Consider the following 26078-nt stretch of genomic DNA (forward strand, 5'->3'; position numbering starts at 1 on the left):
TTCAGATGAGAGTCAGTTCAAACTACACCCTTCGTCAAAACCCGCTTCCCGCGGACGCTGTTCAGGACGTGCGCTTCGAAGCGGGCTATTCATCGGCGTACGCGGATACCACGCGCTTACGCTAATGAATACGGTATGGCGCGCGTGACCCCATGGCCTCGCGCGCCAAATCAAGTCGGTAGCCGGCGCGCCTCGCGCCGCCACCCCTAATCGCTTGATCAAGCGGACCGCCACACGGCCGTCCGCTTTTTCCGGAGGGAAGTTTGCCCATCCCACTGAAGGGTTCGCAAAGTGCCGATCATGTCGTTGGGCCGTTAAGGCACCGGGCATGCTTTGCATCAGGCGTTCTTGCTCCTAAACCTTGGGCCGGGGCCGAGAGGCCGCCGGCTGCTCACATCATGTGACGGGTTCGCTGCTGCGGGTTATTCCCAGGACAGCGCGCCGCCCGTCTGATACTCGATCACACGCGTCTCGAAGAAGTTGCGTTCCTTCTTCAGGTCGATCATCTCGCTCATCCACGGGAACGGGTTTTCCTCGTTCGGGAACAGCGGGTCGAGGCCGATCTGCTGGCAACGGCGGTTGCTGATGAAGCGCAGATAGCTCTTGAACATCGACGCGTTCAGACCCAGCACGCCGCGGGGCATCGTGTCCTCGGCGTAGCGGTATTCGAGTTCGACAGCCTGCTTGAACAGCTCGCGGATCTCGGCGCGGAATTCCGCGGTCCAGAGATGCGGGTTCTCGAGCTTGATCTGGTTGATCAGGTCGATGCCGAAATTGCAGTGCATCGACTCGTCACGCAGGATGTACTGATATTGCTCTGCAGCACCCGTCATCTTGTTCTGGCGGCCGAGCGCGAGAATCTGCGTGAAGCCGACATAGAAGAACAGGCCTTCCATGATGCAGGCGAACACGATCAGCGACTTCAGCAGCTTCTGATCCGCTTCGAGCGTGCCGGTCTTGAAGGCCGGGTCCGTCAGCGTGTGGATGAACGGGATCAGGAATTCGTCCTTCGCGCGGATCGACGTGACCTCGTGGTACGCGTTGAAGATCTCGCCTTCGTCGAGACCGAGCGATTCGACGATGTATTGGTACGCGTGCGTGTGGATCGCCTCTTCGAACGCCTGGCGCAGCAGGAACTGCCGGCACTCGGGCGCCGTGATGTGGCGGTACGTGCCGAGCACGATGTTGTTCGCGGCGAGCGAATCGGCCGTCACGAAGAAGCCGAGGTTGCGCTTGACGATGCGGCGCTCGTCCTCGGTCAGACCGTTCGGATCCTTCCACAGGGCGATGTCGCGGGACATGTTGATTTCCTGCGGCATCCAGTGGTTCGCGCAACCTGCCAGATACTTTTCCCACGCCCACTTGTACTTGAACGGCACCAGCTGATTGACGTCAGTCTGGCCGTTGATGATGCGCTTGTCTGCAACGTTGACCCGCGCTTCCGAACCGCCGGCGGGAACAGCCGATGCTTGCGGCGGCACCGCAAGATCGCCTTCGAAAATGTCGCGGACCTGATGGGCGGCAGGCGTTGCAGCCTGCATTCCGACAGCCATCCCTGCGGAGGTGCGCAACGCGTTTTGCTGCGCTCCGCTCGCGGGGGTTACGGCAGTCTTCTCGTCATCCCAGTTGAGCATAAATTCTCACCATCAATTTAGAACGGTTTGTACCATCTTTTCCTGAGCGATAAAAGGGCTCGCTCACGAAAAATCCTTTTTTCGATTCGCGTTGCGACCTCGATACAACACTTTGAGCAACGCATCGTCGTTCATGCAGCGCGCGACGTGTGTCGCACGTGTATCGCGAGGTGCGCTCGACGCATCGAACGCTGATCGAAACGCGACGTCGTCGGGGATGTTTCGATCGCTTGTCACTGCCTGCAACGCGAGTGCCGCGTTACAGATTCCTTATCATTTTTTTAGTTGAGAGCGGCGCACACTTCAACCTCGATCGGTTGTCGTGCGCGCCGCCCGAACCTTCTTCAGGTCATGCGCGCCGCGTTACTGGCAGGCTTCGCACTCGTCGAAGCCGGGATCGCCCGGGCGCATCGTGCATACCGGACCGTCCGCTTCGACCGGTGCGAGTGCCGGTGCCGCGTCGACTGCGCCCGACGACGACGCTGCGCCGCCCGCTGCACCGAAGCCGCCTGCCGCGCCTTGCGCGCCGCCGCTGCTCGAGCCACCGCTCGTCGGCACTGCGTTCAGCGCGCCGTGTGCGACCGTCGACTTCTCGACGTGCGTCGCCGCCATCGTGCGGAGGTAGTAGGTCGTCTTCAGACCGCGCAGCCAGGCGAGCTTGTAGACCTCGTCGAGCTTCTTGCCCGACGCGCCGCCCATGTAGATGTTCAGCGACTGCGCCTGGTCGATCCACTTCTGGCGACGCGATGCCGCTTCGACCAGCCACGTCGGGTCGACTTCGAACGCGGTCGCGTAGATCGCGCGCAGGTCGGCCGGGATGCGGTCGATGCGCGACAGCATGCCGTCGAAGTACTTCAGGTCGGCGACCATCACTTCGTCCCACAGGCCGCGTTCCTTTAGGTCGCGGACGAGGTACTCGTTGACCACCGTGAATTCGCCCGACAGGTTCGACTTCACGTACAGGTTCTGGAAGGTCGGCTCGATGCATGCCGACACGCCGATGATGTTCGAGATCGTCGCCGTCGGCGCGATCGCGACGCAGTTCGAGTTGCGCATGCCGTGCGCGGCGATCCGCGAACGCAGCGTCGTCCAGTCGAGCGACTCGGACGTGTCGACCTCGACGTAGCCGCCGCGCGCTTCCGTCAGCAGCTTCAGCGTGTCTTGCGGGAGGATGCCGCGATCCCACAGCGAGCCGCGGTAGCTCGAGTAGCGGCCGCGTTCCTCGGCCAGCTCGGTCGACGCGTAGTACGCGTAGTAGCAGACCGCTTCCATCGAACGATCGGCGAACTCGACCGCCGCTTCCGACGCGTACGGCGTGCGCAGCAGGTGCAGGCAGTCCTGGAAACCCATGATGCCCATGCCGACCGGACGGTGCTTCAGGTTCGAGTTACGCGCCTTCGGCACCGCGTAGTAGTTGATGTCGATCACGTTGTCGAGCATGCGCATCGCGACGCTGATCGTGCGCTTCAGCTTGTCGTGGTCGAGCGCGTAGCTGCCGTCGGCCTGCTTCACCAGGTGGGCGACGAGGTTCACGGAGCCGAGGTTGCACACCGCGATTTCGGTGTCGCTCGTGTTCAGCGTGATTTCCGTGCACAGGTTCGACGAGTGGACGACGCCGACGTGCTGCTGCGGCGAGCGCACGTTGCACGGATCCTTGAACGTGATCCACGGGTGGCCCGTTTCGAACAGCATGCCGAGCATCTTGCGCCAGAGCTGCTGCGCCGGGATCTTCTTGAACAGCTTGATCTCGCCGCGCGCGACCTTGTCTTCGTAAGCCGTGTAAGCCGCCTCGAACTCCGCGCCGAACTTGTCGTGCAGGTCCGGGCAGGTCGACGGCGAGAACAGCGTCCAGTCGGCGCCTTCCATCACGCGCTTCATGAACAGGTCGGGAATCCAGTTCGCCGTGTTCATGTCGTGCGTACGGCGGCGATCGTCGCCGGTGTTCTTGCGCAGCTCGAGGAACTCCTCGATGTCGAGGTGCCACGATTCGAGGTACGCGCACACCGCGCCCTTGCGCTTGCCGCCCTGGTTGACCGCGACGGCCGTGTCGTTGACGACCTTCAGGAACGGGACCACGCCTTGCGACTTGCCGTTCGTGCCCTTGATATGCGAGCCGAGTGCGCGCACGCGGGTCCAGTCGTTGCCGAGACCGCCGGCGAACTTCGACAGCAGCGCGTTTTCCTTCAGCGCTTCATAGATGCCGTCGAGGTCGTCCGCGACCGTCGTCAGGTAGCACGACGACAGCTGCGAGCGGTGCGTGCCCGAGTTGAACAGCGTCGGCGTCGAGCTCATGAAGTCGAAGCTCGACAGCACGTTGTAGAACTCGATCGCGCGCGTTTCGCGGTCGATCTCGTTCAGCGACAGGCCCATCGCGACGCGCATGAAGAATGCCTGCGGCATTTCGATGCGGCTGCCGTCGACGTGCAGGAAGTAGCGGTCGTACAGCGTCTGCAGGCCGAGGTAGCCGAACTGCAGGTCGCGGTTCGCGTCGAGCGCTTCGCCCAGACGCTTCAGGTCGAACTGAAGCAGCTTGTCGTCGAGCAGGCCGGCGTCGACGCCGCGCTTCAGGAACTGCGGGAAGTATTCCGCGTAGCGGGCCGACATCTCGGCCTGGACCACTTCCTCGCCGAGGATCTCGCGACGGATCGTGTGCAGCAGGATGCGGGCCGTGACCTGGCTGTATGCCGGGTCCTTTTCGATCATCGTGCGCGCAGCGAGGATCGCCGAGTCGTAGACCTGGCTCATCGGCACGCCGTCGTACAGGTTCTTCACCGTTTCCGCGACGATCGGGTCAGGGTTAACCGCAGCGCCGAGACCGTCGCATGCGGACACGATCAGCGCGCGCAGTGCGTTCAGGTCGAGCGGGCGCGTGACGCCATTGTCGACGACGTTGATGCCGGTGCTCGACTCGCCGCCCGCTGCCGCTGCTTCCTCGCCCGCATGCTGGCGCTCGAGGTGACGCTTCTCGCGATACAGCACGTATGCACGCGCGACGTTGTGCTCGCCGCCGCGCATCAGCGCGAGTTCGACCTGGTCCTGGATGTCTTCGATATGGAACGTACCGCCGTTCGGACGGCTGCGCACGAGCGCGCGCACGACGTTGTGCGTGAGCTGCTCGACGAGTTCGCGTACGCGTGCCGATGCCGCGCCCTGCCCGCCATTGACGGCCAGGAAAGCCTTGGTCACCGCAATCGCGATCTTCGAAGGCTCGAACGACACCACGCTGCCGTTGCGGCGGATCACCTTGTAGTCGGCGAACGTGGCCTGCGGCGCGAGCGCCTGCGCGCCCTGTTCGGTCCCGCCGAGCGGACGGCTCGAGGCGCTCTCGTACTGGGACGTCGCGTTGTCGGTGGTTTGCATGTGCAAAGCTCCTGGTGTTGGATGGTGCGGAGAGAACCGCGGATTAAAACGAACGCTGCGCTATCGGATGCGCGAGCGGTAAGAGGCGAGCGATGCGTCGGGGAAGCCGGTTCGGTCGATGCGCGACAACCGATCCGGTCGTGTGCTTCGTCATGTGTACGCTGCCCCGTCGAAGTTCGCTGCGCTTGATTGCGACGCCCGGACCGCCCGGCCTGGCGCGCCGCACTGAGAACCCTGGCCGCCGGCGTTGCCCGCCGGCCGGTGCCGCTCGGGTTTCCCCTGCGACACACACTATATCTAGTACAGAACCGCTCAACTGGCACCAAGTATAGTGGACATTCCGGCGACATCAAAACGGAGAATTTTCGCCGGAGGTATTGACATCAACCCGGCCGCCCGGACGGGCAGACGCGACAAGGCATTGGTCGGAAAAAAAAATTTCGCCCGCTCAAAAACCCTGCGATCAGTGCTGACGGAAAGGAAAGTATTCGGCGGAAAACCCGGCATCGCTCGCGAAGCGTTGCCAATCGAAGTGCGGACCCGGGTCGGTCTTGCGGCCCGGCGCGACGTCGGAATGCCCGGCCACCGCATCGATCGGGTAGCGCGCGGCGAGCGTGCGTGCGAGCACCCCGAGCGTCGCGTACTGCGCCGCGTCGAACGGCACGTCGTCCGCACCTTCGAGTTCGATGCCGATCGAGAAGTCGTTGCAGCGCGGCCGGCCGAAGAACTCGGACGCGCCCGCATGCCATGCACGCTCGTCGCACGACACGAACTGCACGAGTTCGCCGTCGCGGCGGATCAGGAAGTGCGCGGACACGCGCACGTCGCGCAGGTGACGCTGGTAATAGGGGTGCGTATCGCAATCGAGGCGATTCAGGAACAGCGCCTCGACCGCATCGCCGCCGAACTCGCCGGGCGGCAGGCTGATGTTGTGGACGACGACGAGCGTCGGCACCGCGCCCGCGGGCCGCGCCTCGAAATTCGGCGACGGCGCGTGGCGCGCTTCGCGCACCCAGCCGTTCGCGTCGACCGACAGCAGCGCTGCGTCGCTCATCGGGCGTCGCGGCCGCTCGCGTGTGCGCCGTGGCGCTGCGCGTGCTCGGTGCTGCAGAAGTATTCGCCGCCCGCGGCGACGGCGTCGCCCTGCGGTGTATGCACGCCGCATTCGGCGCAACGCACCATCGGTTCGGGCAGCGAGCGCGCGTCGCCGTTCGGGCGTGCCGCCCCGGCGCCAGGACCCGGTGCGCCGTCGTTGCCGCCACCGCGGCCGGCGCGCGCCTGCGCGTGCTCCTGGGCCTGGCGCAGCTTGCGCGTGAGCCACGAACCCGCGAAGAAGAGAAGAATCAGGAGAAGAATCTGTCGCATCGGAAACCTGCGTTCAAACCACGGAGCGGTGCAGCAGCACCTCGAAAACGAACCGGCTGCCGACATACGCGAGCAGCAGCGCGGCAAACGACACGAGCACCCAGCGCGCGGCGCCGCGCCCGCGCCAGCCCGACGTCTTGTGGGCGACCAGCAGGCCGCCGAACATCAGCCACGACAGCACCGCGAACACGGTCTTGTGATCGAGCCGCAGCGCGCGTGCATCGACCTGCTCGCTGAACAGGATCCCCGACGCGAGCGTCAGCGTCAGCAGCACGAAGCCGGCGCCGATCAGGCGGAACAGCAGCTTCTCGAGCGTGAGCAGCGGCGGCAGCGTTTCGAGCCAGCTCGCGATCCAGCCGGTCGAGCCGTCGCGCCCGCCGCTCCTCAGCGACTGCAGGCGCCGCTCGACCATCAGCATCAGGACCGCGTGCAGCGCGGCGATCGCGAAAAGGCCGTACGCGATGTTCGCGATCAGGAAGTGCATCTTGAACAGCGGCGCTGCGGCATAAGGCAGCACCCGCACGCCGCCGAACACGAGCGGCAGCAGCGACGCGCCGCACGCGAGCGGCAGCACGAGCAGGCGCAGGCTGTCGAGCGGGAAGAAGAAGCTCTCGATCCAGTAGATGCCGGCGCCGAGCCAGAACATCGCGGACAGCGCGAACGCGAAGCCGAAGACCATCGCGTCGTGCGGGAAGATCGTCGTGTGCAGCAGCACGCCGTGCGCGACGAGCGCCGCGAACAGCAGCGCGCGGCCGGCGCCGCTCATTCCCGACGCGGCGGACGCCGGCACCGGCACGGCCGGCACGCTCGCGACGAGCGGCGTCGCACCCTGGCGGTGCGTGCGCCAGCCTGCGACGGCGAGGCCGCCGTACAGGAATGCGGTGAGGGCATACAGTACAATATCCATGTTCGAAGTTTACACTAGGCCCCCTTCCCGCGACGGCTCCCTTTTGTACGGTTCCGTTGCGCCTTCGGGCCCCACTGTCCATCGCTCCCCATGCTCGACAATCTCACTCAACGGATGGCGCGCGTCGTCAAGACGCTGCGCGGCGAGGCCCGGCTTACCGAGGCGAACACCCAGGAGATGCTCCGCGAGGTGCGTCTCGCGCTGCTGGAAGCCGACGTCGCGCTGCCGGTCGTCCGCGAATTCATCGCCAAGGTCAAGGAAAAGGCGCTCGGCGAGGAAGTGATCAGCAGCCTGTCGCCGGGCCAGGCGCTCGTCGGCGTGGTCCAGAAGGAGCTGACCGCCGTGATCGGCGGCGACTACGAAGGCAAGGCCGCCGAGCTGAACCTCGCGGTCACGCCGCCCGCCGTGATCCTGATGGCCGGCTTGCAGGGCGCCGGCAAGACCACGACCGCCGGCAAGCTCGCGAAGCTCTTGCGCGAGAAGTACAAGAAGAAGGTGCTGACGGTGTCGTGCGACGTGTATCGCCCGGCCGCCATCATGCAGCTGAAAACGGTGAGCGAACAGGTCGGCGCCGATTTCTTCCCGTCGACGCCGGACCAGAAGCCCGTCGACATCGCACTCGCGGCCGTCGACTGGGCGAAGCGCCACTACCATGACGTGCTGATCGTCGACACGGCCGGCCGCCTCGGTATCGACGAGGCGATGATGCAGGAAATCGCCGCGCTGCACGGCACGCTGAAGCCGGCCGAAACGCTGTTCGTCGTCGACGCGATGCTCGGCCAGGACGCGGTCAACACCGCGAAGGCGTTCAACGACACGCTGCCGCTCACCGGCGTCGTGCTGACCAAGCTCGACGGCGATTCGCGCGGCGGTGCCGCGCTGTCGGTGCGCCACATCACGGGCAAGCCGATCAAGTTCGTCGGCGTCGCCGAGAAGCTCGACGGCCTCGAGGTGTTCCACCCGGACCGGATGGCGAACCGGATCCTCGGCATGGGCGACATCCTCGCGCTCGTCGAGGAAGCGCAGCGCGGCGTCGACGTGCAGGCCGCGCAGAAGCTCGCCGACAAGGTCAAGAAAGGCGGCGACTTCGACCTGAACGATTTCCGCGCGCAGATCTCGCAGATGAAGAACATGGGCGGCCTGTCGTCGCTGATGGACAAGCTGCCCGCGCAGTTCCAGCAGGCGGCGGCCGGCGCCGACATGGGCCAGGCCGAGAAGTCGATCCGCCGGATGGAAGGCATCATCAGCTCGATGACGCCCGCCGAGCGCGCCAAACCCGAAATCATCAAGGCGACGCGCAAGCGCCGCATTGCAGCCGGCGCGGGCGTGCCGGTGCAGGAAGTCAACCGGATGCTGAACCAGTACGACCAGATGCGTACGATGATGAAGAAGCTGAAGGGCGGCAACATGCAGAAGATGATGCGCGGCCTGAAGGGCATGATGCCCGGCATGCGCTGATTCCGCCCGTCGGCCGGCGCGCGGGTTTTTGCCGTAGCGCGCGCCAGCCGTTCTGCTTCATTCTTATTTGTATACCGACTGCCCGCCAGAACTCATGAACCGCGAAGAAGCCCTCCACATTTTCGAACACTCCGAAGAGATCGTCTCGGCGGACGCCGTCAACGCGTCGATCGCCCGGATGGCCGAAGCGATCCGCGCCGAGATCGGCGACGCGTTCCCGCTCGTCCTCTCGGTGATGGGCGGCGCCGCGGTGTTTACCGGGATGCTGCTGCCGCATCTCGATTTCCCGCTGGAATTCGACTACATCCACCTGACCCGCTACCGCAACACGACGCAGGGCAGCCCGGAGATGCACTGGCGCGTCGCGCCGCGCGAATCGGTGAAGGACCGCATCGTGCTCGTGCTCGACGACATCCTCGACGAAGGCGAGACGATGGCCGCGATCCGCGACCGCATCCTCGACATGGGCGCGAAGCGCTTCATGTCCGCCGTGCTTTGCGAGAAGACGCTCACGAAAGCGAAACCGCTGCATCCCGACTTCTGCGGCTTCTCGGTGCCCGACCGCTACGTGTTCGGCTGCGGGATGGACGCCAAGGGCTACTGGCGCAACCTGCCGACGATCCGTGCGCTGACCGCGAACGTCTGATCGCCGCCCTGCCCGCTATATAAATGGAAAGCGGCGCTCCGGTTACCCGGAGCGCCGCTTTTTTTCGTCGGTACGCACCGATGCGTTACATCTGCAGCTGGTGCACGAACGCCTTGATGCCGGCGAGCAGCATCTCGACCGAGATCGCGACGAGCACGAGACCCATCAGCCGCTCGAACGCGGCGACGGTCCGCTCGCCGAGCCACTGCTGGATCCGCTCGGCCAGTACCAGCGTGATCGCGCAAACGATCATCGTGACCGTCAGCGCGCCGACCCACTCGAACATCTTGCCCGGCGCCTGGGACGTCAGCAGCATCACCGTCGCGAGCGCGGACGGCCCGGCCAGCGCGGGAATCGCGAGCGGCACGATGAACGGTTCACCGCCTGCGCGCGGATCGCTGCCGAGCGCGCCGTCCGGATGCGGGAAGATCATCCGCAGCGCGATCAGGAACAGCACGATCCCGCCGCCGAGCCGCAGCGACAGGTCGGTGAGGTTCATCATCCGCAGGAAGCGGTCGCCGACCACCATGAAGAACAGCAGGATCACGAACGCGATCCCGACTTCACGCAGGATCAGCTTCACGCGCCGCTCGCGCGGCACGTCCCGCATCGCCGTGATGAACAGCGGGATGTTGCCGAGCGGATCCGTGATCAGCACGAGGAGCACGGTGGCCGACAGGAAGGTGTATTCCACCGTGTCCTCCGGTCGAAGCGCTTAGCGCGCGAGCGCGGCGCGGATCTTCTCCGTCACCGTCGCCGCGGCCGCGTCGGCCGGCAGCAGCGTCGCCTCGGCGTCGCGGCGGCCCTGATACTCGATCTTGCCTTCCTTCAGGCCGCGCTCGCCGATCACCAGGCGATGCGGCACGCCGACCAGTTCCCAGTCGGCAAACATCACGCCCGGGCGCTCGCCGCGATCGTCGAGGATCACGTCGATGCCGGCCGCGGCCAGTTCCGCGTACAGCTTGTCGGCGGCCTCGCGGACCATGTCGCTGCGATCGTAGCCCATCGGACACAGCACGACTTCGAACGGCGCGATCGACTCGGGCCAGATGATGCCGCGCTCGTCGAAGTTCTGTTCGATCGCCGCGCCGAGAATGCGCGTGACGCCGACGCCGTAGCAGCCCATCAGCATCGGCTGCGGCTTGCCCGACTCGTCGAGGAAGGTCGCGCCCATCGCTTCCGAGTACTTGGTGCCGAGCTGGAACACGTGGCCGACTTCGATGCCGCGGCAGATGTCGATCTCACCCTTGCCGTCCGGCGACGGATCGCCCTTCTTCACGTTGCGCACGTCGGCGACTTCCGGCTCCGGCAGGTCGCGGCCCCAGTTCACGCCGGCGATGTGATAGTCGACCTCGTTCGCGCCGACGACGAAGTCGCTCATGTTCGCGACCGTGCGATCGGCGATCACCTTCACCGGCTTCTTCGTGCCGACCGGGCCGAGGTAGCCCGGCGGCGTGCCGAACCACTCGACGATTTCCTGCTCGGTCGCGAAGCGGTGGTTCTTCAGCCCCGGCAGCTTCGACACCTTGATCTCGTTCAGGTCGTGGTCGCCGCGCAGCATCACGAGCCAGATGGTCGGCTCGGCGCCTTCGTTGTCGGTGGCGAGCACGATCGACTTGATCGTGCGCTCGAGCGGGATCGACAGCAGTTCGGCGACGGCCTCGCACTTCGCCTTGCCGGGCGTCGCGACCTTTTCCATCGCTTCGGCAGGTGCCGCGCGTTCGGCGATCAGCGGCAGCGCTTCGGCCGCTTCGACGTTCGCCGCGAAGTCGGACGTCGGGCAGTAGGCGATCGCGTCCTCGCCGGTATCGGCGATCACGTGGAACTCGTGCGAGAAGTTGCCGCCGATCGAGCCGCTGTCGGCCGCAACCGCGCGGAACTCGAGGCCGAGGCGCGTGAAGATGCGCACGTATGCGTCGTACATCTTGCGATACGACTCGTTCAGGCCGGCCGCGTCCTTGTCGAACGAGTACGCGTCCTTCATGATGAACTCGCGGCCGCGCATCACGCCGAAGCGCGGACGGATCTCGTCGCGGAACTTCGTCTGGATCTGGTAGAAGTTCACCGGCATCTGCCGGTAGCTCTTGATCTGGTTGCGCGCGATGTCGGTGATGACTTCCTCGTGCGTCGGCCCGATCACGAAGTCGTTGTCCTTGCGGTCCTTGAAGCGCAGCAGTTCGGGGCCGTACTGCTCCCAGCGGCCCGATTCCTGCCACAGCTCGGCCGGTTGCACGGCCGGCATCAGCAGCTCGATGGCGCCTGCCCGGTTCATTTCCTCGCGCACGATCGCCTCGACCTTGCGAATCGAACGCAGGCCGACCGGCAGGTAGTTGTAGATGCCGCCGGCGACGCGACGGATCATGCCGGCGCGCACCATCAGCTTGTGGCTGACGATCTCTGCGTCGGCCGGTGCTTCTTTGAGGGTGCCGATAAAGAAACGGGAAGCTTTCATGCGGACGGTTCCAAATACGGCGCCCCCAGGCGGGGCGCCCGAAAAAGTTTCAAGGTGAAAAAGCTGCGCGCGACGAACGACGATGGCGCAGATGACTTAGCAGACAAATCAGGGACAATTCAGCCGGTGTACCCCGCGCGGTTTCGCTCCGTCACGGTGCGCAGCGCCCGTTATCTGTTTATAATCAAAGCAATTTTAAAGGATTCGAAGGTGGTTGTATGCTGGATCGTGAAGGCTTTCGCCCGAACGTCGGCATCATCCTCTTGAACGCGCGCAACGAGGTGTTTTGGGGCAAGCGGCTCCGCGAGCATTCCTGGCAGTTTCCTCAAGGTGGGATCAAGTACGGCGAGACCCCCATGCAGGCGATGTACCGGGAACTGCACGAGGAGACGGGCCTGCACCCGGAACACGTCAAGATAATCGGCCGCACTCGCGACTGGTTGCGTTACGAGGTGCCTGACAAGTTCATCAAACGCGAAGTACGCGGACATTACCGCGGCCAGAAGCAGATCTGGTTCCTTCTGCGGATGGTCGGACGCGATTGCGACATTTGCTTGCGCGCGACCGACCACCCGGAGTTCGATGCGTGGCGCTGGAACGAGTACTGGGTGCCGCTCGATGCGGTGATCGAGTTCAAGCGGGATGTCTATCAGTTGGCGCTGACGGAACTGTCGCGCTTCCTGCGCCGCCCGGCGCAGCGAGCCGAAAAGCCGCGTGGGCCGCGTCTGTCGCGCTATCCGCGCGTCATCGGCGCGCAGGCCCAGCAGACGCTGACGATTGTCGACACATCGGTGGTCTGTTCGGAGATCGAAGTGGAGGCGAGCACGCTCGACGAGTTGCCGCCCCGCGTGATCGTCGGCAAATGACGAGTCGGACTGCATGACCGGGCGCGACCTTGGTGTCGCGCCCTTTTTTTACGAGGAATGCATATTGAAAGCGATTGCTCTCGCGCTCGCATCGATCGTCGCGGCGGCCACGCTGGCCGGTTGCGCGAATTCGAAGACGCCGACCAACAAGGATGACAGCGAGTTCGTGTATCTGCTGGACCGCCAGGGCAACTGGAAGGAAAACCCGGTCGACACGCTGCCGCCGCTGCCGCAAGCGGGCGATCTGCTGCCGTTCAACGTGTCGCAGAACACGCCGCTCAAGTTCTCCGTCGATGCGAAGTCGCTCGCGGTCGGTAGCGACGGCGTCGTGCGCTACGCAGTCGTCATCACGAGCCCGGCCGGCGCGCGCAACGTGAACTACGAAGGCATCCGCTGCGACACCTACGAATGGCGTCAGTATGCAGGCCTGAATTCGGATCACGACGGCTGGGACCGCACGGTCGAGAACGACTGGCGTCGCATCGAGAACGGCGAGCTGAACGCGTACCACTCGGCGCTGTACCAGGACTATTTCTGCGCGAACAAGATGCCGCAGGGCACGACCCAGCAGATCCTCGAGAACATCAAGTTCCATCGCACCGCGATGAGCCAGCTGCGCTGACCGCGCAACCGAGGCCGGCTGCCCGGCCTCGTTTCGCTTCGTCACAACAAAAAGCCCGCGCGATGCGGGCTTTTTGTTGTCTCGCGGCGCCTGGCCGAACGGTTACACGAGCACGAGGTTGTCGCGGTGAATCAGCTCCGGCTCCAGCATGTAGCCGAGCACCGTCTCGATCTCGCCGCTCGGCTTGCGGTGAATCAGCTTCGTTTCCGCGCTGCTGTAGTTCGTGAGGCCGCGCGCCACTTCACGCCCGTCGGGGCCGACACACGCGATCACCTCGCCGCGAGCAAACGCGCCCTGCACGCCAGTCACGCCGATCGGCAGCAGGCTCTTGCCGCCGGCCGTCAGCTTCTCGACCGCGCCCGCATCGATCACGACGTGCCCGCGCACCTGCAGGTGATCGGCCATCCATTGCTTGCGCGCGGCCATCCGCGCGGTGCGCGCGATCAGCTGCGTGCCGATCGCCTCGCCCGCCGCCAGCCGCACCAGCACGTCGGCTTCGCGGCCGCTCGCGATCACGGTGTTCGCACCGCTGTGCGCCGCGCGCTTCGCCGCGAGGATCTTCGTCAGCATCCCGCCGCGGCCGAGGCTCGAGCCTGCGCCGCCGGCCATCGCCTCGAGCTCCGGCGCGCCCGCGCTGGCTTCCGCGACCAGCGTCGCATGTGGATCCTTGCGCGGATCGGCGGTGAACAAGCCCGTCTGGTCGGTCAGGATGATCAGCGCATCGCCTTCGATCAGGTTCGCGACGAGCGCGCCGAGCGTGTCGTTGTCGCCGAACTTGATTTCGTCGGTGACGACCGTGTCGTTCTCGTTGATGATCGGCACGACGCCGAGCCGCAGCAGCGTCAGCAGCGTCGAGCGCGCATTCAGGTAGCGCTCGCGATCGGCCAGGTCGGCGTGCGTCAGCAGGATCTGCGCGGTGCGGATATCGTGCTCGGTAAAGCGGCTTTCATAGACTTGCGCGAGCCCCATCTGGCCGACCGCGGCGGCGGCCTGCAGCTCGTCGATCTCGCGCGGACGCTTGCTCCAGCCGAGCCGCTGCATCCCTTCGGCAATCGCGCCCGAGCTGACGAGCACCACTTCCTTGCCCTGCGCGCGCAGCGCGGCGATCTGGGCCGCCCAGCGGCCGATTGCAGCATGATCGAGCCCCTTGCCGTCGTTGGTCACGAGGCTGGAGCCCACCTTCACCACCAATCGCTTCGAATCCGCGATGATCGAACGCATCGTGCGCCGTCTCCTGTATCTGATGCCTGCCCGGCCGGGCGCAATTGAATTCAGGCACCGGACGCGATGCCCGGTGCGTGTCGGGCCCGCTCAGGCGTCGTCGCCGGGCGTCGCGCCGCCATCGGCTTGCGGCGCATCGCGGAACCGCACGTCCGCGGCCAGATCTTCCTCTTCCGCCGCACGATGCGCGTCCGAATGCTCGGCGAGGTAATCGTAGATCGCGTAGCACAGCGCTTCGCAGCCCTGGCCCGTGAGCGCCGAAATCTCGAACACCGGGCCGTCCCAGCCGAAACGGTCGAGGAAATCGGCGACGCGCGCCTCGCGCTCGTCTTCCGGCACCATGTCGAGCTTGTTGAGGACGAGCCAGCGCGGCTTCTCGTACAACGCCTCGTCGTACTTGCGCAGCTCGCCGACGATCGCGGTCGCTTCCGCGACCGGATCGACGCTTTCGTCGAACGGAGCCAGATCGACGAGATGCAGCAGCACGCCGGTGCGCTGCAGGTGTCGCAGGAACTGGTGGCCGAGGCCCGCGCCTTCGGCGGCGCCCTCGATCAGCCCCGGAATATCGGCGATCACGAAGCTCTTGCTCGGACCGACCCGCACGACGCCAAGGTTCGGCGCGAGCGTCGTGAACGGATAGTCGGCGATCTTCGGCTTCGCGTTCGACACCGACGAGATGAAGGTCGACTTGCCGGCGTTCGGCATGCCGAGCAGACCGACGTCGGCGAGCACCTTCAGCTCGAGCCGCAGCATGCGCCGTTCGCCGGGCTTGCCGTCGGTTTTCTGGCGCGGCGCGCGGTTCGTGCTCGACTTGAAATGCAGGTTGCCGAGACCGCCTGCGCCGCCCTTCGCGAGCATCACCTGCTGATCGTGCTCGGTCAGGTCGGCGATCAGCTCGCCCGTATCCATGTCGGTCACGACCGTGCCGACCGGCATGCGCAGCGTGACGTCGTCCCCGCCCTTGCCGTAGCAATCCGAGCCGCGACCGTTTTCGCCGTTGCGCGCGAGGTGCTTCTTCGCGTAACGGTAGTCGATCAGCGTGTTGATGTTGCGGTCGGCGATCGCGTAGACGTTGCCGCCCCGGCCGCCGTCGCCGCCGTCCGGCCCGCCGAACGGAACGAATTTCTCGCGGCGCATCGACGCGCTGCCATCGCCTCCGTCGCCGGCGATGACTTCGATTCGTGCTTCGTCAATGAACTTCATTCGTCACTCCGACCAGTATTTCCGCTATTGTGCCGCGCGCCGGCGCGCTTGAACAATCTGCCGTTCGGCCGACTGCCCGCCAGTGTCGCGACAGCCGCCGGCGCGCACATGCGCCCGGCGGCCAAATAAAAAAAGGCCCCGCGAAGACTGCGGGGCCTTTCGGCTACGAAGCCCGTGGGTGCCTGAACTTAGGCAGCCGCCGGGACAACGATGACCAGATGCTTCTTGTCCGCGCCCTTGGTCGCGAACTTGACGTGACCGTCGACCAGCGCGAACAGGGTGTGATCCTTGCCCATGCCGACGTTCTCGCCAGCGTGCATGCGCGTACCGCGCTGACGCACGATGATGCCGCCAGCGTTGATCGCCTGGCCGCCGTACACTTTCACGCCGAGACGTTTCGACTCGGAGTCGCGGCCGTTCCGGGAAGAGCCGCCTGCCTTTTTGTGTGCCATCTGATTGCTCCTTTACCGAGGCGCTTACGCGTTGATCGCGTCGATGCGCAGCTCAGTGTAGTTCTGGCGGTGGCCGCCGTGCTTTTGGTAGTGCTTCCGGCGACGCATCTTGAAGATGGTGACCTTGGCATGACGACCGTGCGACACAACGGTGGCCTTGACGGAAGCCCCACTGACCAGCGGCGTACCGAACTTAATCGATTCGCCTTCGCCCACTGCGAGAACCTGGTCGAGCGTGATTTCAGCGTCAATGTCAGCCGGTATCTGTTCTACTTTGAGTTTTTCGCCAACGGCAACCTTGTACTGCTTGCCGCCGGTTTTTATGACCGCGTACATTGAGAACCTCACTCTGGATCCAATTTTTCCGCACACCACGCGCGGAAAACACGTGATTATACATGGGCTTAGCACCCAAGTCAAAGCCGATCCACGATTGCCGCCCGCAAGCCCTGGCCGGACGGCCAAAATCACCGGGCAGACACGTCCGACAGACCGGCATATCGCGGATTCGACTTATAATCCGCGGCATCACCCATTTCGATCATCATGTCGTCGTCCACCGCCTCCCCCACCCTCAGCGCCGCCCACCTGCTCGCCCCGATCGCCAGCGACATGGAGCAGGTGAATCGCGTTATCCGGCAAAGCCTCGCGTCCGACGTGCTGCTGATCAACCAGATCGCCGAGTACATCATCGGCGCGGGCGGCAAGCGGCTGCGTCCGGCCCTGCTGCTGCTCGTCGCCGGCGCGCTCGGCGAGACGTCGCACCAGCGGCACGTGCTGGCCGCCGTCGTCGAGTTCATCCACACGGCCACGCTGCTGCATGACGACGTCGTCGACGAATCCGAACTGCGGCGCGGCCGCCAGACGGCCAACGCGCTGTTCGGCAACGCGGCGAGCGTGCTGGTCGGCGACTACCTCTATTCGCGTTCGTTCGAGATGATGGTCGGCGTCGGCAAGATGCGCGTGATGGAAATCCTGTCGGAAGCGACGACGATCATCTCCGAAGGCGAAGTGCTGCAGCTCCTGAACATGCACGACGCGGACGTCGACGAGACGCGCTACATGCAGGTGATCCGCTACAAGACGGCGAAGCTGTTCGAGGCATCGGCCCGCCTGGGCGCGGTGCTCGCCGGCGCCGATGCGCCGACCGAAGCCGCCGCCGCCGAATACGGCCGCCGGATCGGCACCGCATTCCAGATCATGGACGACTGGCTCGACTACGCGGGCACGGCCGAAGCGATGGGCAAGAATGCCGGCGACGACCTGCGTGAAGGCAAGCCGACACTGCCGCTCATCTATCTGATCGAACGCGGCACGCCCGAGCAGTCGGCGCTCGCCCGCGAGGCGATCGAACAAGGCGGCACCGATCGCTTCGACACGATCTTCGACGCAATCACGCGTTCGGGCGCGCTCGACCATACGCTCGAATGCGCGCGCCAGGAAGCACAGGCCGCTGCGGCCGCGATCGCCGCGTTCCCGGATTCGATCTACAAGGAAAGCCTGCTCGCGCTGTGCTCGTACTCGACGTCGCGACAGTCGTAAGCGCGCGGCGACCGCGACGCGAATCGCTTTTCGAAAAATTTCTTCATCAAGGTATTCCCTTTTCGAAAAAACATCGTTATAGTTACGTTCTTGCTTGTGACGACGCAGCGATCTGAACGAAAGCGGCGAAGTCGGAAGAGCAAAAAATCGGGGTGTAGCTTAGCCTGGTAGAGCGCTACGTTCGGGACGTAGAGGCCGGAGGTTCGAATCCTCTCACCCCGACCAGATTTTGAAAAAACCGTGCACCGCGTGCACGGTTTTTTTTTGCCTTCTTCTGCCTGGTCTCGCGAGCGCGCGTGTCGCGCACGACACATCCCGGCCGCCGGCCTCTGCTATATTCCCTCCATCCCTGTCCTTCACTGCCCTTCTGACGCGTGGACCAAATTCCCTTATGGGCGCAAATCGGCGCCGTCTTCCTGCTTCTCCTCTGCTCCAGCTTCTTTTCCATTTCCGAGACCGCGATGATGGCGCTCAACCGCCATCGGCTGAAGCATCTCGCCGGCCAAGGCGTGCTCGGCGCGAAAACCACGCAGGGTCTCCTCACGCGCACCGACCTGCTGCTCAGCGTGATCCTGATCGGCAACAACCTGTTCAACACGATCATCCCGGTCCTGACGACGTCGCTCGCGCTGCACACGTTCGGCCGTAACAACCTGGCGCTGTCGATCGCGACCGGCATCGTCGCGTTCCTGATCATCGTGTTCGCGGAAATCGCGCCGAAGATCGTCGGCGCGACCTTTCCCGAACGCATCGCGCTGCCCGCCAGTCTCGTGATCGCGCCGCTGATGCGCGTGTTCAAGCCGGTCGTCTGGTTCGTCAATGAACTGGCGAACGGCGTGCTCTGGATGCTACGCATCAATACGAAGAAGGGCCGCGACCAGCGGATGTCCGCCGACGAGCTGCGCGCGATCGTGCTCGAGTCGAGCAGCTTCATGCCGACCAAGCACCGCAGCATCCTGCTCAACCTGTTCGACCTCGAGAACATCACGGTCGACGACGTGATGGTGCCGCGCCGCCAGATCGAGTCGCTCAACTTCTACGCGCCGCTCGACGACATCCTGCATCAGCTCGAGACCTGCTATCACAACCGCCTCGTCGTATACGAAGGCGACATCGACAAGGTGCTCGGCGTGCTGCACGTCCGCAAGACGCTCACCGGGCTGCACAACCAGGATTTCGACCGCGAAACGTTGCGCACGCTGCTCGCCGAGCCGTACTACGTGCCGTCGGGCACGCCGGTCGTCCAGCAGCTCCAGTATTTCCAGGAAAGCCGCCAGCGGACCGCGCTCGTCGTCAACGAGTACGGCGAACTCGAGGGGCTCGTCACGCCCGAGGACATCATCGAGGAACTGATCGGCGAATTCACGACGTCGATGCCGCGCGGCGAACGCGCGGGCGGCTGGAACGAGAACGGCGAATGCATCGTCGCCGCCAGCATGCCGCTGCGCGAACTGAACCGCTGGCTGCACCTGCAACTGCCGACCGACGGACCGAAGACGCTCAACGGCCTGATCCTCGAAATCCTCGAGGAAATCCCCGAAGGCGACGTGTGCCTGAAGATCCGCGACGTGATGCTCGAGGTCATGCGCAGCGACGACCAGGCCGTGCGCACCGTCAAGCTCTTCAAGCCGCGCAGCACGCGCGCACGCGGCGCGCGCTAGCCGAACGGCCGACTGTCGGCGCCGCGCACGATACGCGACCATTTGCCGGTCACGATCAACAGGCGGCCGAGCGCCGGCTCACATGCACTTCCCACTTCCCGGGGCGCCGCTGCACACGCAGCGGCCGCCTGTCTCCACCGACGCATCGCCCGCCGAAACACCGCGGTCGCTCGATGCGGCGCAACTCGACGACTCGCCCGCCGTACGGCTGCTGACCGACACACTGCACGCCGCCCGCGTGCGCGACGCGTCCGACATCCACGTCGAACCGTTCGAAGCAGGCTGGCGCATCCGCCTGCGCATCGATGGCGTCCTGCATGAACACGCGCGGCCGCCCGCTCATCTGCGCGACGCGCTCGTGACGCGGATCAAGGTGCTCGCCCGCATGGACATCGCCGAGCGCCGGCTTCCGCAGGACGGCCGGCTGCGCATCGCGGTCGACGGCGGCACGCGCGGCGACTACCGGGTCAGCTCGCTGCCCACGCTGTTCGGCGAGAAGCTCGTGTTGCGCCGCCTCGAAACGCTGCCGCCCGACCTCACGCTCGCGCGTCTCGGCTTCGACGCGCGGCAGGCCGCGGCGATGGAAGCCGCGATACGCGCGCCGCACGGTCTCGTGCTCGTCACCGGGCCGACCGGCAGCGGCAAGACGCTGTCGCTCTACTGCGCGCTGCAGATGCTCGACCGCGATGCGCACAACGTGTGCACGGTCGAGGATCCGGCCGAGATCCAGCTCGACGGCATCAACCAGGTCGGCGTCGCCGAAAAAGCCGGGCTGACGTTCGCCACTGCGCTGCGCGCGCTGCTGCGTCAGGACCCGGACGTCATCATGGTCGGCGAGATTCGCGATGCGGAGACGGCCGACGTCGCGATCAAGGCCGCACAGACCGGGCACCTCGTGCTGTCCACGCTGCATACGAACGACGCGCCGGCAGCCGTCGCGCGACTGCTCGACATCGGCGTCGCGCCATACAACCTCGCCGCCGCGTTGCGCCTCGTCACCGCGCAACGCCTCGTGCGGCGCCTGTGCCCCACCTGCCGCGTGCGTTCGGACGCGTCGGTGCGCGCGCTGCGCGAAGCAGGCTGCAATCCGGCAGCACTGGAATCCGGGTGGCGCCCGTTCGTCGCGCGCGGCTGTGCCGCCTGTCACGGCATCGGTTATCGAGGCCGCATCGGCCTGCATCAGACGATGCCGGTTTCACCGGAGATGGCGGAACGCATCGTCGCGCGCGCAAGCGTCGGTGCGCTCGCGCAATGCGCGGCAGCCGAGGGCGTACGCAGTCTGCGCGACGCGGCACTCGCGCACGTTCGCGACGGTACGACGAGCGTCGCGGAAGCGCTGGCCGCGACGCCCGACGCGTGATCGCGATGCCTGCACCGCCGCACGAGACGCGTTTCGCGTGGCGTGGCCGTCGTCGCGACGGCACGCGATGCCGCGGGAACGTCATCGCCTTCGATTCCGCCGCCGCACGTGCGGCGCTCGCGCGCGACGGCGTCACGGTGCTGTCGCTCGATGTCCGCGGCACGGCCCGGCCGCCGTCGGCCGGCGCGCGGGAAGTCACGCGCTTCACGCGTCAGCTCGCGAGCCTGCTGCAGGCCGGACTGCCGCTCGCACCGTCGCTCGAGATGCTCGCGCGCACCCGCACGCGCGACGGGCTGCCGCGCATCGCCGCCGGCCTCGCACGCGAGATCGTCGGCGGGCAACGCTTCGCCGCCGCGCTCGCACGCTACCCGTCCCAGTTCGGCACGCTGTATCGCCAGTTGATCGAGGTAGGCGAAGCATCGGGCGCGCTCGGCACCGTACTGACCCGCGTCGCGGAACACCGCGAACGCGCCGACGCGCAATGGCGCAAGCTGCGTGCCGCGCTCGCCTACCCGGTCGCCGTCATCGTGTTCGCGCTCGCGATCTCGGCCGCGCTGATGGTGTGGGTCGTGCCGACGTTCCGGCAGATCTTCGACGGCTTCGGCGCGGCCTTGCCGGCGCCGACCCGAGCCCTGCTCGCCCTCTCGTCCGCGACCTCGGCCTGGGGCGGCACGTTCGTCGCCGGGGCAGCGGTGGCGGGGCTCGCCGCACGTCACGCGCTGCGGCGCTCGCCATCGCTGCGCTACACGGCCGCGCGGCACGTGCTGGATGCGCCGCTCGTCGGCGGCGCGCTCACGCGGTTCGCCACCGCGCGCTGGTGCCGCTCGCTCGCAACGCTGCTCGGTGCGGGCGTCCCGCTCGCCGATGCATTCGCAACGCTCGAACGCACCGCCGGCCATCCGGTGTTCGAGCAGGCCACCGCGCAGATCGCGACGCACGTGCTGCGCGGCGCGCGTCTCGCCGATGCGATGCACGCGGCGGGCTGCTTCCCGGACGACGTCGTGCAGCCGATCGCCGTCGCCGAGGAAACCGGCGCGCTCGACACGATGCTCGCCGGTATCGCCGCGCTATGCGAGCGTCAGCTCGACGCACGCCTCGATGCGCTCGCCGCGCTCGGCGAGCCGCTGATCGTGATCGTCCTGGGTGCGCTCGTCGGCGGCCTCGTGATCGCGATGTATCTGCCCATCCTTCAGCTGGGCAACGTGGTGTAGCATCGCAACCGATTCTGTCGCCTTTCAAGCCCGAACCCGAGCCCCATGACGCCCGCGCCCCTGACCGCCGTTTTCGACTCGCCCGACAGCACGTTGCACGCGCTGGCGATGCTGCCGCTCGCGGTGCAGTATGCGTTCGCCGTCGTGCTCGGCCTGTGCGTCGGCAGCTTCGTGAACGTCGTCGTGCACCGGGTCCCGGTGATGATGCAGCGCGCGTGGCAGGCGGAAATCGCGGAAGCAACCGGCAGCGCAAGCTCGCCGCCGGACGACGGCTATCCGCCGCACTACGATCTGTGGCGCCCGCGCAGCGCCTGTCCGCATTGCGGTCACGTGCTGCGTGCGTGGGAAAACATCCCGCTCGTGAGCTACCTGCTGTTGCGCGGGCGCTGCCGTCAGTGCGGCCATGCGATCGGCGTGCGCTATCCGCTCGTCGAGCTCGCCGGTGCGCTGCTCGCCGCCGGTTCGCTCGCCGCGTTCGGCCCCACCGTTGCCGCACTCGCCGCGTTCGGACTGTGCGCCGCGCTGCTGGCGATGAGCGCGATCGATATCCAGACCGGCTACCTGCCCGATTCGATGACGCTTCCTCTGCTGTGGGCCGGGCTCGCACTGAATCTCGGCGGCACGTTCACGTCGCTGCGTTCGGCCGTGGTCGGCGCGATGGCCGGCTACCTGTTCCTGTGGTCGGTCTACTGGCTGTTCAAGTGGCTGCGCGGCATCGAGGGCATCGGCTTCGGCGACCTGAAGTTGCTCGCCGCGCTCGGCGCGTGGATGGGCTGGGCCGCGCTGCCGCAGGTCGTGCTGTTCGCCGCGGTGACGGGTGCGCTCGTCGGGCTCGTCGCGACCTGGCGCGGGCGCATGCGCTTCGAGGAGCCGATTCCGTTCGGCCCGTTCCTCGCGGCAGGCGGCGTCGCCACGCTGTTTTTCGGTACCCCTTTCTATTCGGCGCTCGGCGGCTGACATGACACGCTGCCAACGTCCGCCATGTTCGCTGCGTCGCGGGGAGGCGCTTCGCTTCCGCGCGGCGGCCCGGCGGAGGCTCACATGTTTGCAATAGGACTGACCGGCGGCATCGGCAGCGGCAAGACGACCGTCGCCGACCTGTTCGCCGCACGCGGTGCATCGCTCGTCGACACCGACCTGATCGCGCACCGCATCACCGCACCGGCCGGTCTCGCGATGCCCGCGATCGAACACGCATTCGGACCGGACTTCGTCGCGGCCGACGGCTCGCTCGATCGCGCGAAGATGCGCGCACTCATTTTCAGCGACGACGATGCACGCCGGCGCCTCGAGGCGATCACGCATCCGCTGATCCGCGCCGAAACCGATCGCGAAGCCCGCGCAGCGCAGGGCCCTTACGTGATCTTCGTCGTGCCGCTGCTCGTGGAGTCAGGTAACTGGAAGGCGCGCAGCGATCGTGTGCTCGTGGTCGACTGTCCGGTCGAAACGCAGATCGCACGTGTGATGCGACGCAATGATTTCACGCGCGAACAGGTCGAAGCGATCATCGCGAGACAGGCAACGCGCGAGGCGCGTCTCGCAGCGGCCGACGACGTGATCGTCAACGACGCGACGACACCCGATGCGCTCGCCGCGCAGGTCGATGCACTGCACCAACGCTATCTCGCATTGGCGGCTGCCGCGCACTGATCGCGGCGTGCGATCGTGATGGTGTACGAAATTGGTGCGTTGCTAGGGTAGACAGTGAGCATTAGAATGTCCTGCATTGTTTCAATCCCTACCCTAGAGGCGAGCGCGCTTGATTCTTTACGAGTATCCGTTCAACGAGCGAATTCGCACGCTGTTGCGCCTCGAAGACCTGTTCGAGCGCTTCGCGTTCTTTTTGGCTCAGGAGGACCCGCGTGAGCATCACGTCGCGCTGACGACGCTGTTCGAAATCGCCGAGGTCACGGGCCGCGCGGACCTGAAATCGGATCTGATGAAAGAGCTCGAACGTCAACGCCAGACGCTCGCCCCCTTTCGCGGCAATCCGGGCATCGAACAGAATGCGCTCGAGTCCGTGCTCGGTGAAATCGAGCAGACGCTCGCCAATCTTGCGCAGATGCAGGGCAAGACCGGGCAGCATCTGGTCGACAACGAGTGGCTCGCCAGCATCCGCAGCCGCGCGGTGATTCCCGGCGGCACGTGCAAGTTCGACCTGCCGTCGTACTACGCGTGGCAGCAATGGCCCGCGGAACAGCGGCGCCAGGACATCGCGAAATGGATCCTGCCGCTGCTGCCGCTGCGCGATGCCGCGGCGATCGTGCTGCGGCTCGCGCGCGAATCGGGCCAGGCGTCGAAGGTGATGGCGATGCAGGGCAGCTACCAGCAGATGCTGTCGGGGCGCACCTATCAGCTGATGCAGGTGCGCGTGCCGCCGGAGCTGCGCGTGATTCCCGAAGCGAGCGCCAACAAATACATGTTGTGGGTACGGTTCACCATGCAGGACGGCGACGTGCGGCCGCGCGCGGTCGACATCGACGTGCCGTTCCATCTGACACTGTGCAATCTGTAACGGCCGTGTGCCGGTTCGACGCTTTCGTATGACTACCGTTGTGAAATGTCCTTCGTGCGGCGCAGAAGTGCGCTGGACGCCTGAAAACAAGTTCCGTCCCTTCTGTTCGGCCCGCTGCAAGCAGCTCGACCTCGGCGCATGGGCCGCGGAAAAGTACCGGATCGGCGGGTCCTCGGACGAGGGTCCGTCTTCGGAGGAAGACGGCACCGACGGCCGCCGAGATAGCTGAGCGGCGCACGGCACCGCCCATGGGCGGATACGGCCCGCCTTTCAGGCGAGCCGTCACGGCGTCATTGCGACGCCGCTTCCTTCTCGAGCAGTTCCAGCACCGGCAGCGCCGCCGGCAACAGCGGCGCGACCTCGACCGGCAGTTGCTGCCATACGAACGCCTGCCCTTCCTTGCTGTGCGGCTCGCCCGTCCAGCCCGTCACCTTGCAGAAATAGAGCCGCACGTACGCGTGTGGATAATCGTGTTCGAGCGTATGCCAGCGGTGGCTGGCCGTGACTTCGATGCCGAGCTCCTCGTGCAGCTCGCGCGCCAGCGCGTCCTCGACGCTCTCCCCGGCCTCCAGCTTGCCGCCCGGAAACTCCCAATAGCCTTCATACGGCTTGCCCTGCAGCCGCTGCGCGAGCAGGTAGCGACCGTCTGGCTGCACCATCACGCCGACCGCGACCTCCGTCACCTTCCGGCCGTCGGGCGCGCGCACGGCGCTCGTTACGGAATCCGTGCTCATGCCTGCTCCTTGCGACCCGACCAGTCGCGCGCGAACTGCCATGCGACACGCCCCGAACGCGAACCGCGCTCGAGCGCCCAGACGAGCGCATCGCCGCGTGCCGTCTCGATCTCGGCGTCCGCGCAACCGAAATGGCGCAGCCAGTGCGCGACGATGTCGAGGTAGTCGTCCTGCTTGAACGGGTAGAAGCTGACCCACAGGCCGAAGCGCTCCGACAGCGAGATCTTTTCCTCGACGACTTCGCCGGGGTGGATCTCGCCGTCCGGCAGATGCTTGTACGACTCGTTGTCGCTCATGTACTCGGGCAGCAGATGGCGGCGATTCGACGTCGCGTAGATCAGCACGTTGTCGGACTGCGCGGCGATCGAGCCGTCGAGCGCGACCTTCAGCGCCTTGTAGCCCGATTCGCCGTCCTCGAACGACAGGTCGTCGCAGAACACGATGAACCGCTCCGGACGCTGCGAGATCACCTCGACGATGTCGCCGAGATCGTGAAGATCGTCCTTGTCGACTTCGATCAGGCGCAGCCCGTCCTTCGCATAGGCGTTCAGGCACGCCTTGATCAGCGACGACTTGCCGGTGCCGCGGGCACCGGTCAGCAGCACGTTGTTCGCCGGCTTGCACTGCACGAACTGTCGCGTGTTCTGCTCGATCAGCCCTTTCTGCCGATCGATGTTGTGCAGGTCGTCGAGCGTGATCGTCGACGCTGCCGGCACCGGTTGCAGATAGCCGCGCCCCTGGCGCTTGCGCCAGCGAAACGCGGTGGCGGCGTTCCAGTCGACGGCCGCCGGCGCCGGGGGCAGCATCCCCTCGAGGCGGCCGAGCAGCGCTTCCGCGCGCGTCAGAAACTGTTCGAGCTTGTCCATGTC

Annotated in this window: 26 protein-coding genes and 1 tRNA gene; 13 read left to right on the forward strand and 14 right to left on the reverse strand. The window is 65.8% G+C overall.

Annotation, left to right across the window (positions count from 1 at the left end; all coding sequences use genetic code 11):
* Positions 1-12: 12 nt before the first annotated feature.
* The 6 genes from U4Z31_RS22055 to U4Z31_RS22080 form a co-directional block, all read right to left on the reverse strand.
* Positions 13-339, reverse strand: a complete 327-nt coding sequence (locus U4Z31_RS22055) for a hypothetical protein (RefSeq protein WP_082088468.1) — start codon at positions 337-339, stop codon at positions 13-15.
* Positions 340-422: 83 nt separating this feature from the next.
* Positions 423-1634, reverse strand: a complete 1212-nt coding sequence (locus tag U4Z31_RS22060) for a ribonucleotide-diphosphate reductase subunit beta (protein WP_044844206.1) — start codon at positions 1632-1634, stop codon at positions 423-425.
* A 363-nt stretch (positions 1635-1997) separates the two neighbouring features.
* Complete coding sequence (locus U4Z31_RS22065; RefSeq protein WP_044844207.1) at positions 1998-4994, reverse strand: ribonucleoside-diphosphate reductase subunit alpha; 2997 nt, start codon at positions 4992-4994, stop codon at positions 1998-2000.
* Positions 4995-5457: 463 nt separating this feature from the next.
* Positions 5458-6048 carry a 1,6-anhydro-N-acetylmuramyl-L-alanine amidase AmpD gene (gene ampD, locus U4Z31_RS22070; RefSeq protein ID WP_321811381.1) on the reverse strand — a complete coding sequence of 197 codons (591 nt, stop codon included), beginning with the start codon at positions 6046-6048 and terminating at the stop codon, positions 5458-5460.
* Positions 6045-6359, reverse strand: a complete 315-nt coding sequence (locus U4Z31_RS22075) for a PP0621 family protein (protein ID WP_321811382.1) — start codon at positions 6357-6359, stop codon at positions 6045-6047. Before U4Z31_RS22075 ends, ampD begins: the two co-directional genes overlap by 4 nt.
* Positions 6360-6372: 13 nt before the next feature.
* Positions 6373-7266: an inner membrane protein YpjD gene (locus U4Z31_RS22080; RefSeq protein ID WP_124488230.1), complete on the reverse strand. Its 894-nt coding sequence runs from the start codon at positions 7264-7266 to the stop codon at positions 6373-6375.
* Between the two features lie 90 nt (positions 7267-7356).
* On the opposite strand from U4Z31_RS22080, the gene ffh reads away from it, so the two are divergent.
* Both ffh and U4Z31_RS22090 read left to right on the forward strand, forming a co-directional pair.
* The gene (gene ffh / locus U4Z31_RS22085) at positions 7357-8724 is read left to right on the forward strand and encodes a signal recognition particle protein (protein WP_039317379.1); all 1368 of its coding nucleotides are present in this window, start codon (positions 7357-7359) and stop codon (positions 8722-8724) included.
* 94 nt (positions 8725-8818) lie between these two features.
* Positions 8819-9370, forward strand: a complete 552-nt coding sequence (locus tag U4Z31_RS22090; protein WP_044844211.1) for a hypoxanthine-guanine phosphoribosyltransferase — start codon at positions 8819-8821, stop codon at positions 9368-9370.
* An 85-nt stretch (positions 9371-9455) separates the two neighbouring features.
* Here U4Z31_RS22090 and U4Z31_RS22095 read toward each other — a convergent pair whose 3' ends face one another.
* Together U4Z31_RS22095 and U4Z31_RS22100 are read right to left on the reverse strand one after the other, a co-directional pair.
* Positions 9456-10064, reverse strand: coding sequence for a MarC family protein (locus tag U4Z31_RS22095; protein WP_044844212.1), 609 nt, complete (start codon positions 10062-10064; stop codon positions 9456-9458).
* Positions 10065-10085: 21 nt separating this feature from the next.
* Complete coding sequence (locus U4Z31_RS22100) at positions 10086-11822, reverse strand: proline--tRNA ligase (RefSeq protein WP_321811383.1); 1737 nt, start codon at positions 11820-11822, stop codon at positions 10086-10088.
* A 218-nt stretch (positions 11823-12040) separates the two neighbouring features.
* Here U4Z31_RS22100 and U4Z31_RS22105 point away from each other — a divergent pair, with 218 nt between their 5' ends.
* On the forward strand, positions 12041-12688 hold the full coding sequence (locus U4Z31_RS22105) for an RNA pyrophosphohydrolase (RefSeq protein WP_321811384.1): 648 nt from the start codon (positions 12041-12043) through the stop codon (positions 12686-12688).
* Positions 12689-12701: 13 nt separating this feature from the next.
* Positions 12702-13310 carry a CNP1-like family protein gene (locus U4Z31_RS22110; RefSeq protein ID WP_044844215.1) on the forward strand — a complete coding sequence of 203 codons (609 nt, stop codon included), beginning with the start codon at positions 12702-12704 and terminating at the stop codon, positions 13308-13310.
* Positions 13311-13412: 102 nt separating this feature from the next.
* Here the strand turns inward: U4Z31_RS22110 and proB are convergent, their stop codons facing one another.
* The 4 genes from proB to rplU all read right to left on the reverse strand — a co-directional run bounded on the left by proB (position 13413) and on the right by rplU (position 16522).
* Positions 13413-14531: a glutamate 5-kinase gene (gene proB, locus U4Z31_RS22115; protein ID WP_321811385.1), complete on the reverse strand. Its 1119-nt coding sequence runs from the start codon at positions 14529-14531 to the stop codon at positions 13413-13415.
* Between the two features lie 90 nt (positions 14532-14621).
* Complete coding sequence (gene cgtA, locus U4Z31_RS22120) at positions 14622-15734, reverse strand: Obg family GTPase CgtA (RefSeq protein WP_044844217.1); 1113 nt, start codon at positions 15732-15734, stop codon at positions 14622-14624.
* Between the two features lie 188 nt (positions 15735-15922).
* Positions 15923-16186 carry a 50S ribosomal protein L27 gene (rpmA, locus tag U4Z31_RS22125; RefSeq protein WP_006476999.1) on the reverse strand — a complete coding sequence of 88 codons (264 nt, stop codon included), beginning with the start codon at positions 16184-16186 and terminating at the stop codon, positions 15923-15925.
* A 24-nt stretch (positions 16187-16210) separates the two neighbouring features.
* Positions 16211-16522, reverse strand: a complete 312-nt coding sequence (gene rplU, locus U4Z31_RS22130; RefSeq protein ID WP_006025184.1) for a 50S ribosomal protein L21 — start codon at positions 16520-16522, stop codon at positions 16211-16213.
* Between the two features lie 210 nt (positions 16523-16732).
* Here rplU and U4Z31_RS22135 point away from each other — a divergent pair, with 210 nt between their 5' ends.
* From U4Z31_RS22135 to U4Z31_RS22175, 9 genes are all read left to right on the forward strand, one after another.
* The gene (locus tag U4Z31_RS22135) at positions 16733-17728 is read left to right on the forward strand and encodes a polyprenyl synthetase family protein (RefSeq protein ID WP_044844218.1); all 996 of its coding nucleotides are present in this window, start codon (positions 16733-16735) and stop codon (positions 17726-17728) included.
* A 148-nt stretch (positions 17729-17876) separates the two neighbouring features.
* A tRNA-Pro gene (locus tag U4Z31_RS22140) sits at positions 17877-17953 on the forward strand.
* A 149-nt stretch (positions 17954-18102) separates the two neighbouring features.
* Complete coding sequence (locus U4Z31_RS22145; RefSeq protein WP_082088470.1) at positions 18103-19389, forward strand: HlyC/CorC family transporter; 1287 nt, start codon at positions 18103-18105, stop codon at positions 19387-19389.
* An 82-nt stretch (positions 19390-19471) separates the two neighbouring features.
* Entirely contained in the window at positions 19472-20749 is a 1278-nt protein-coding gene (locus U4Z31_RS22150) for a GspE/PulE family protein (RefSeq protein WP_124571479.1), read from the forward strand.
* A 5-nt stretch (positions 20750-20754) separates the two neighbouring features.
* Positions 20755-21960 (forward strand): type II secretion system F family protein, encoded by a 1206-nt coding sequence (locus tag U4Z31_RS22155; RefSeq protein ID WP_321811386.1) that lies wholly within the window; start codon positions 20755-20757, stop codon positions 21958-21960.
* Positions 21961-22005: 45 nt separating this feature from the next.
* A complete protein-coding gene (locus tag U4Z31_RS22160) occupies positions 22006-22917 on the forward strand; it encodes a prepilin peptidase (protein ID WP_044844221.1) in 912 nt (303 codons plus the stop codon).
* An 84-nt stretch (positions 22918-23001) separates the two neighbouring features.
* Positions 23002-23610, forward strand: coding sequence for a dephospho-CoA kinase (coaE, locus tag U4Z31_RS22165; protein WP_124488225.1), 609 nt, complete (start codon positions 23002-23004; stop codon positions 23608-23610).
* 109 nt (positions 23611-23719) lie between these two features.
* Entirely contained in the window at positions 23720-24475 is a 756-nt protein-coding gene (gene zapD / locus U4Z31_RS22170; protein ID WP_044844223.1) for a cell division protein ZapD, read from the forward strand.
* A gap of 28 nt (positions 24476-24503) precedes the next feature.
* Complete coding sequence (locus U4Z31_RS22175) at positions 24504-24704, forward strand: DNA gyrase inhibitor YacG (protein ID WP_039317342.1); 201 nt, start codon at positions 24504-24506, stop codon at positions 24702-24704.
* A gap of 61 nt (positions 24705-24765) precedes the next feature.
* Here U4Z31_RS22175 and U4Z31_RS22180 read toward each other — a convergent pair whose 3' ends face one another.
* Positions 24766-25209, reverse strand: a complete 444-nt coding sequence (locus tag U4Z31_RS22180) for an NUDIX domain-containing protein (RefSeq protein ID WP_044844224.1) — start codon at positions 25207-25209, stop codon at positions 24766-24768.
* Entirely contained in the window at positions 25206-26075 is an 870-nt protein-coding gene (locus U4Z31_RS22185) for an ATP-binding protein (protein WP_044844225.1), read from the reverse strand. The genes U4Z31_RS22180 and U4Z31_RS22185 overlap by 4 nt, the downstream gene beginning before the upstream one ends.
* Positions 26076-26078: the final 3 nt, after the last annotated feature.

The sequence above is a fragment of the Burkholderia sp. BCC1985 genome, assembly GCF_905339915.1.
In the GTDB taxonomy this organism is placed as follows: Bacteria; Pseudomonadota; Gammaproteobacteria; order Burkholderiales; family Burkholderiaceae; genus Burkholderia.

What these genes read in the sequence shown, in the direction of transcription:
- U4Z31_RS22110 (WP_044844215.1), top strand. Translation starts at nt 12,702, where the DNA reads ATGACCGGGCGCGACCTTGGTGTCGCGCCCTTTTTTTACGAGGAATGC.
- U4Z31_RS22175 (WP_039317342.1), top strand. Translation starts at nt 24,504, where the DNA reads ATGACTACCGTTGTGAAATGTCCTTCGTGCGGCGCAGAAGTGCGCTGG.
- U4Z31_RS22090 (WP_044844211.1), top strand. Translation starts at nt 8,819, where the DNA reads ATGAACCGCGAAGAAGCCCTCCACATTTTCGAACACTCCGAAGAGATC.
- rplU (WP_006025184.1), bottom strand. Translation starts at nt 16,522, where the DNA reads ATGTACGCGGTCATAAAAACCGGCGGCAAGCAGTACAAGGTTGCCGTT.
- U4Z31_RS22105 (WP_321811384.1), top strand. Translation starts at nt 12,041, where the DNA reads ATGCTGGATCGTGAAGGCTTTCGCCCGAACGTCGGCATCATCCTCTTG.
- U4Z31_RS22150 (WP_124571479.1), top strand. Translation starts at nt 19,472, where the DNA reads ATGCACTTCCCACTTCCCGGGGCGCCGCTGCACACGCAGCGGCCGCCT.
- U4Z31_RS22160 (WP_044844221.1), top strand. Translation starts at nt 22,006, where the DNA reads ATGACGCCCGCGCCCCTGACCGCCGTTTTCGACTCGCCCGACAGCACG.
- U4Z31_RS22155 (WP_321811386.1), top strand. Translation starts at nt 20,755, where the DNA reads ATGCCTGCACCGCCGCACGAGACGCGTTTCGCGTGGCGTGGCCGTCGT.
- U4Z31_RS22180 (WP_044844224.1), bottom strand. Translation starts at nt 25,209, where the DNA reads ATGAGCACGGATTCCGTAACGAGCGCCGTGCGCGCGCCCGACGGCCGG.
- cgtA (WP_044844217.1), bottom strand. Translation starts at nt 15,734, where the DNA reads ATGAAGTTCATTGACGAAGCACGAATCGAAGTCATCGCCGGCGACGGA.
- U4Z31_RS22065 (WP_044844207.1), bottom strand. Translation starts at nt 4,994, where the DNA reads ATGCAAACCACCGACAACGCGACGTCCCAGTACGAGAGCGCCTCGAGC.
- U4Z31_RS22135 (WP_044844218.1), top strand. Translation starts at nt 16,733, where the DNA reads ATGTCGTCGTCCACCGCCTCCCCCACCCTCAGCGCCGCCCACCTGCTC.
- U4Z31_RS22100 (WP_321811383.1), bottom strand. Translation starts at nt 11,822, where the DNA reads ATGAAAGCTTCCCGTTTCTTTATCGGCACCCTCAAAGAAGCACCGGCC.
- U4Z31_RS22075 (WP_321811382.1), bottom strand. Translation starts at nt 6,359, where the DNA reads ATGCGACAGATTCTTCTCCTGATTCTTCTCTTCTTCGCGGGTTCGTGG.
- U4Z31_RS22060 (WP_044844206.1), bottom strand. Translation starts at nt 1,634, where the DNA reads ATGCTCAACTGGGATGACGAGAAGACTGCCGTAACCCCCGCGAGCGGA.
- rpmA (WP_006476999.1), bottom strand. Translation starts at nt 16,186, where the DNA reads ATGGCACACAAAAAGGCAGGCGGCTCTTCCCGGAACGGCCGCGACTCC.
- coaE (WP_124488225.1), top strand. Translation starts at nt 23,002, where the DNA reads ATGTTTGCAATAGGACTGACCGGCGGCATCGGCAGCGGCAAGACGACC.
- proB (WP_321811385.1), bottom strand. Translation starts at nt 14,531, where the DNA reads ATGCGTTCGATCATCGCGGATTCGAAGCGATTGGTGGTGAAGGTGGGC.
- U4Z31_RS22055 (WP_082088468.1), bottom strand. Translation starts at nt 339, where the DNA reads ATGCAAAGCATGCCCGGTGCCTTAACGGCCCAACGACATGATCGGCAC.
- ampD (WP_321811381.1), bottom strand. Translation starts at nt 6,048, where the DNA reads ATGAGCGACGCAGCGCTGCTGTCGGTCGACGCGAACGGCTGGGTGCGC.
- U4Z31_RS22080 (WP_124488230.1), bottom strand. Translation starts at nt 7,266, where the DNA reads ATGGATATTGTACTGTATGCCCTCACCGCATTCCTGTACGGCGGCCTC.
- U4Z31_RS22185 (WP_044844225.1), bottom strand. Translation starts at nt 26,075, where the DNA reads ATGGACAAGCTCGAACAGTTTCTGACGCGCGCGGAAGCGCTGCTCGGC.
- ffh (WP_039317379.1), top strand. Translation starts at nt 7,357, where the DNA reads ATGCTCGACAATCTCACTCAACGGATGGCGCGCGTCGTCAAGACGCTG.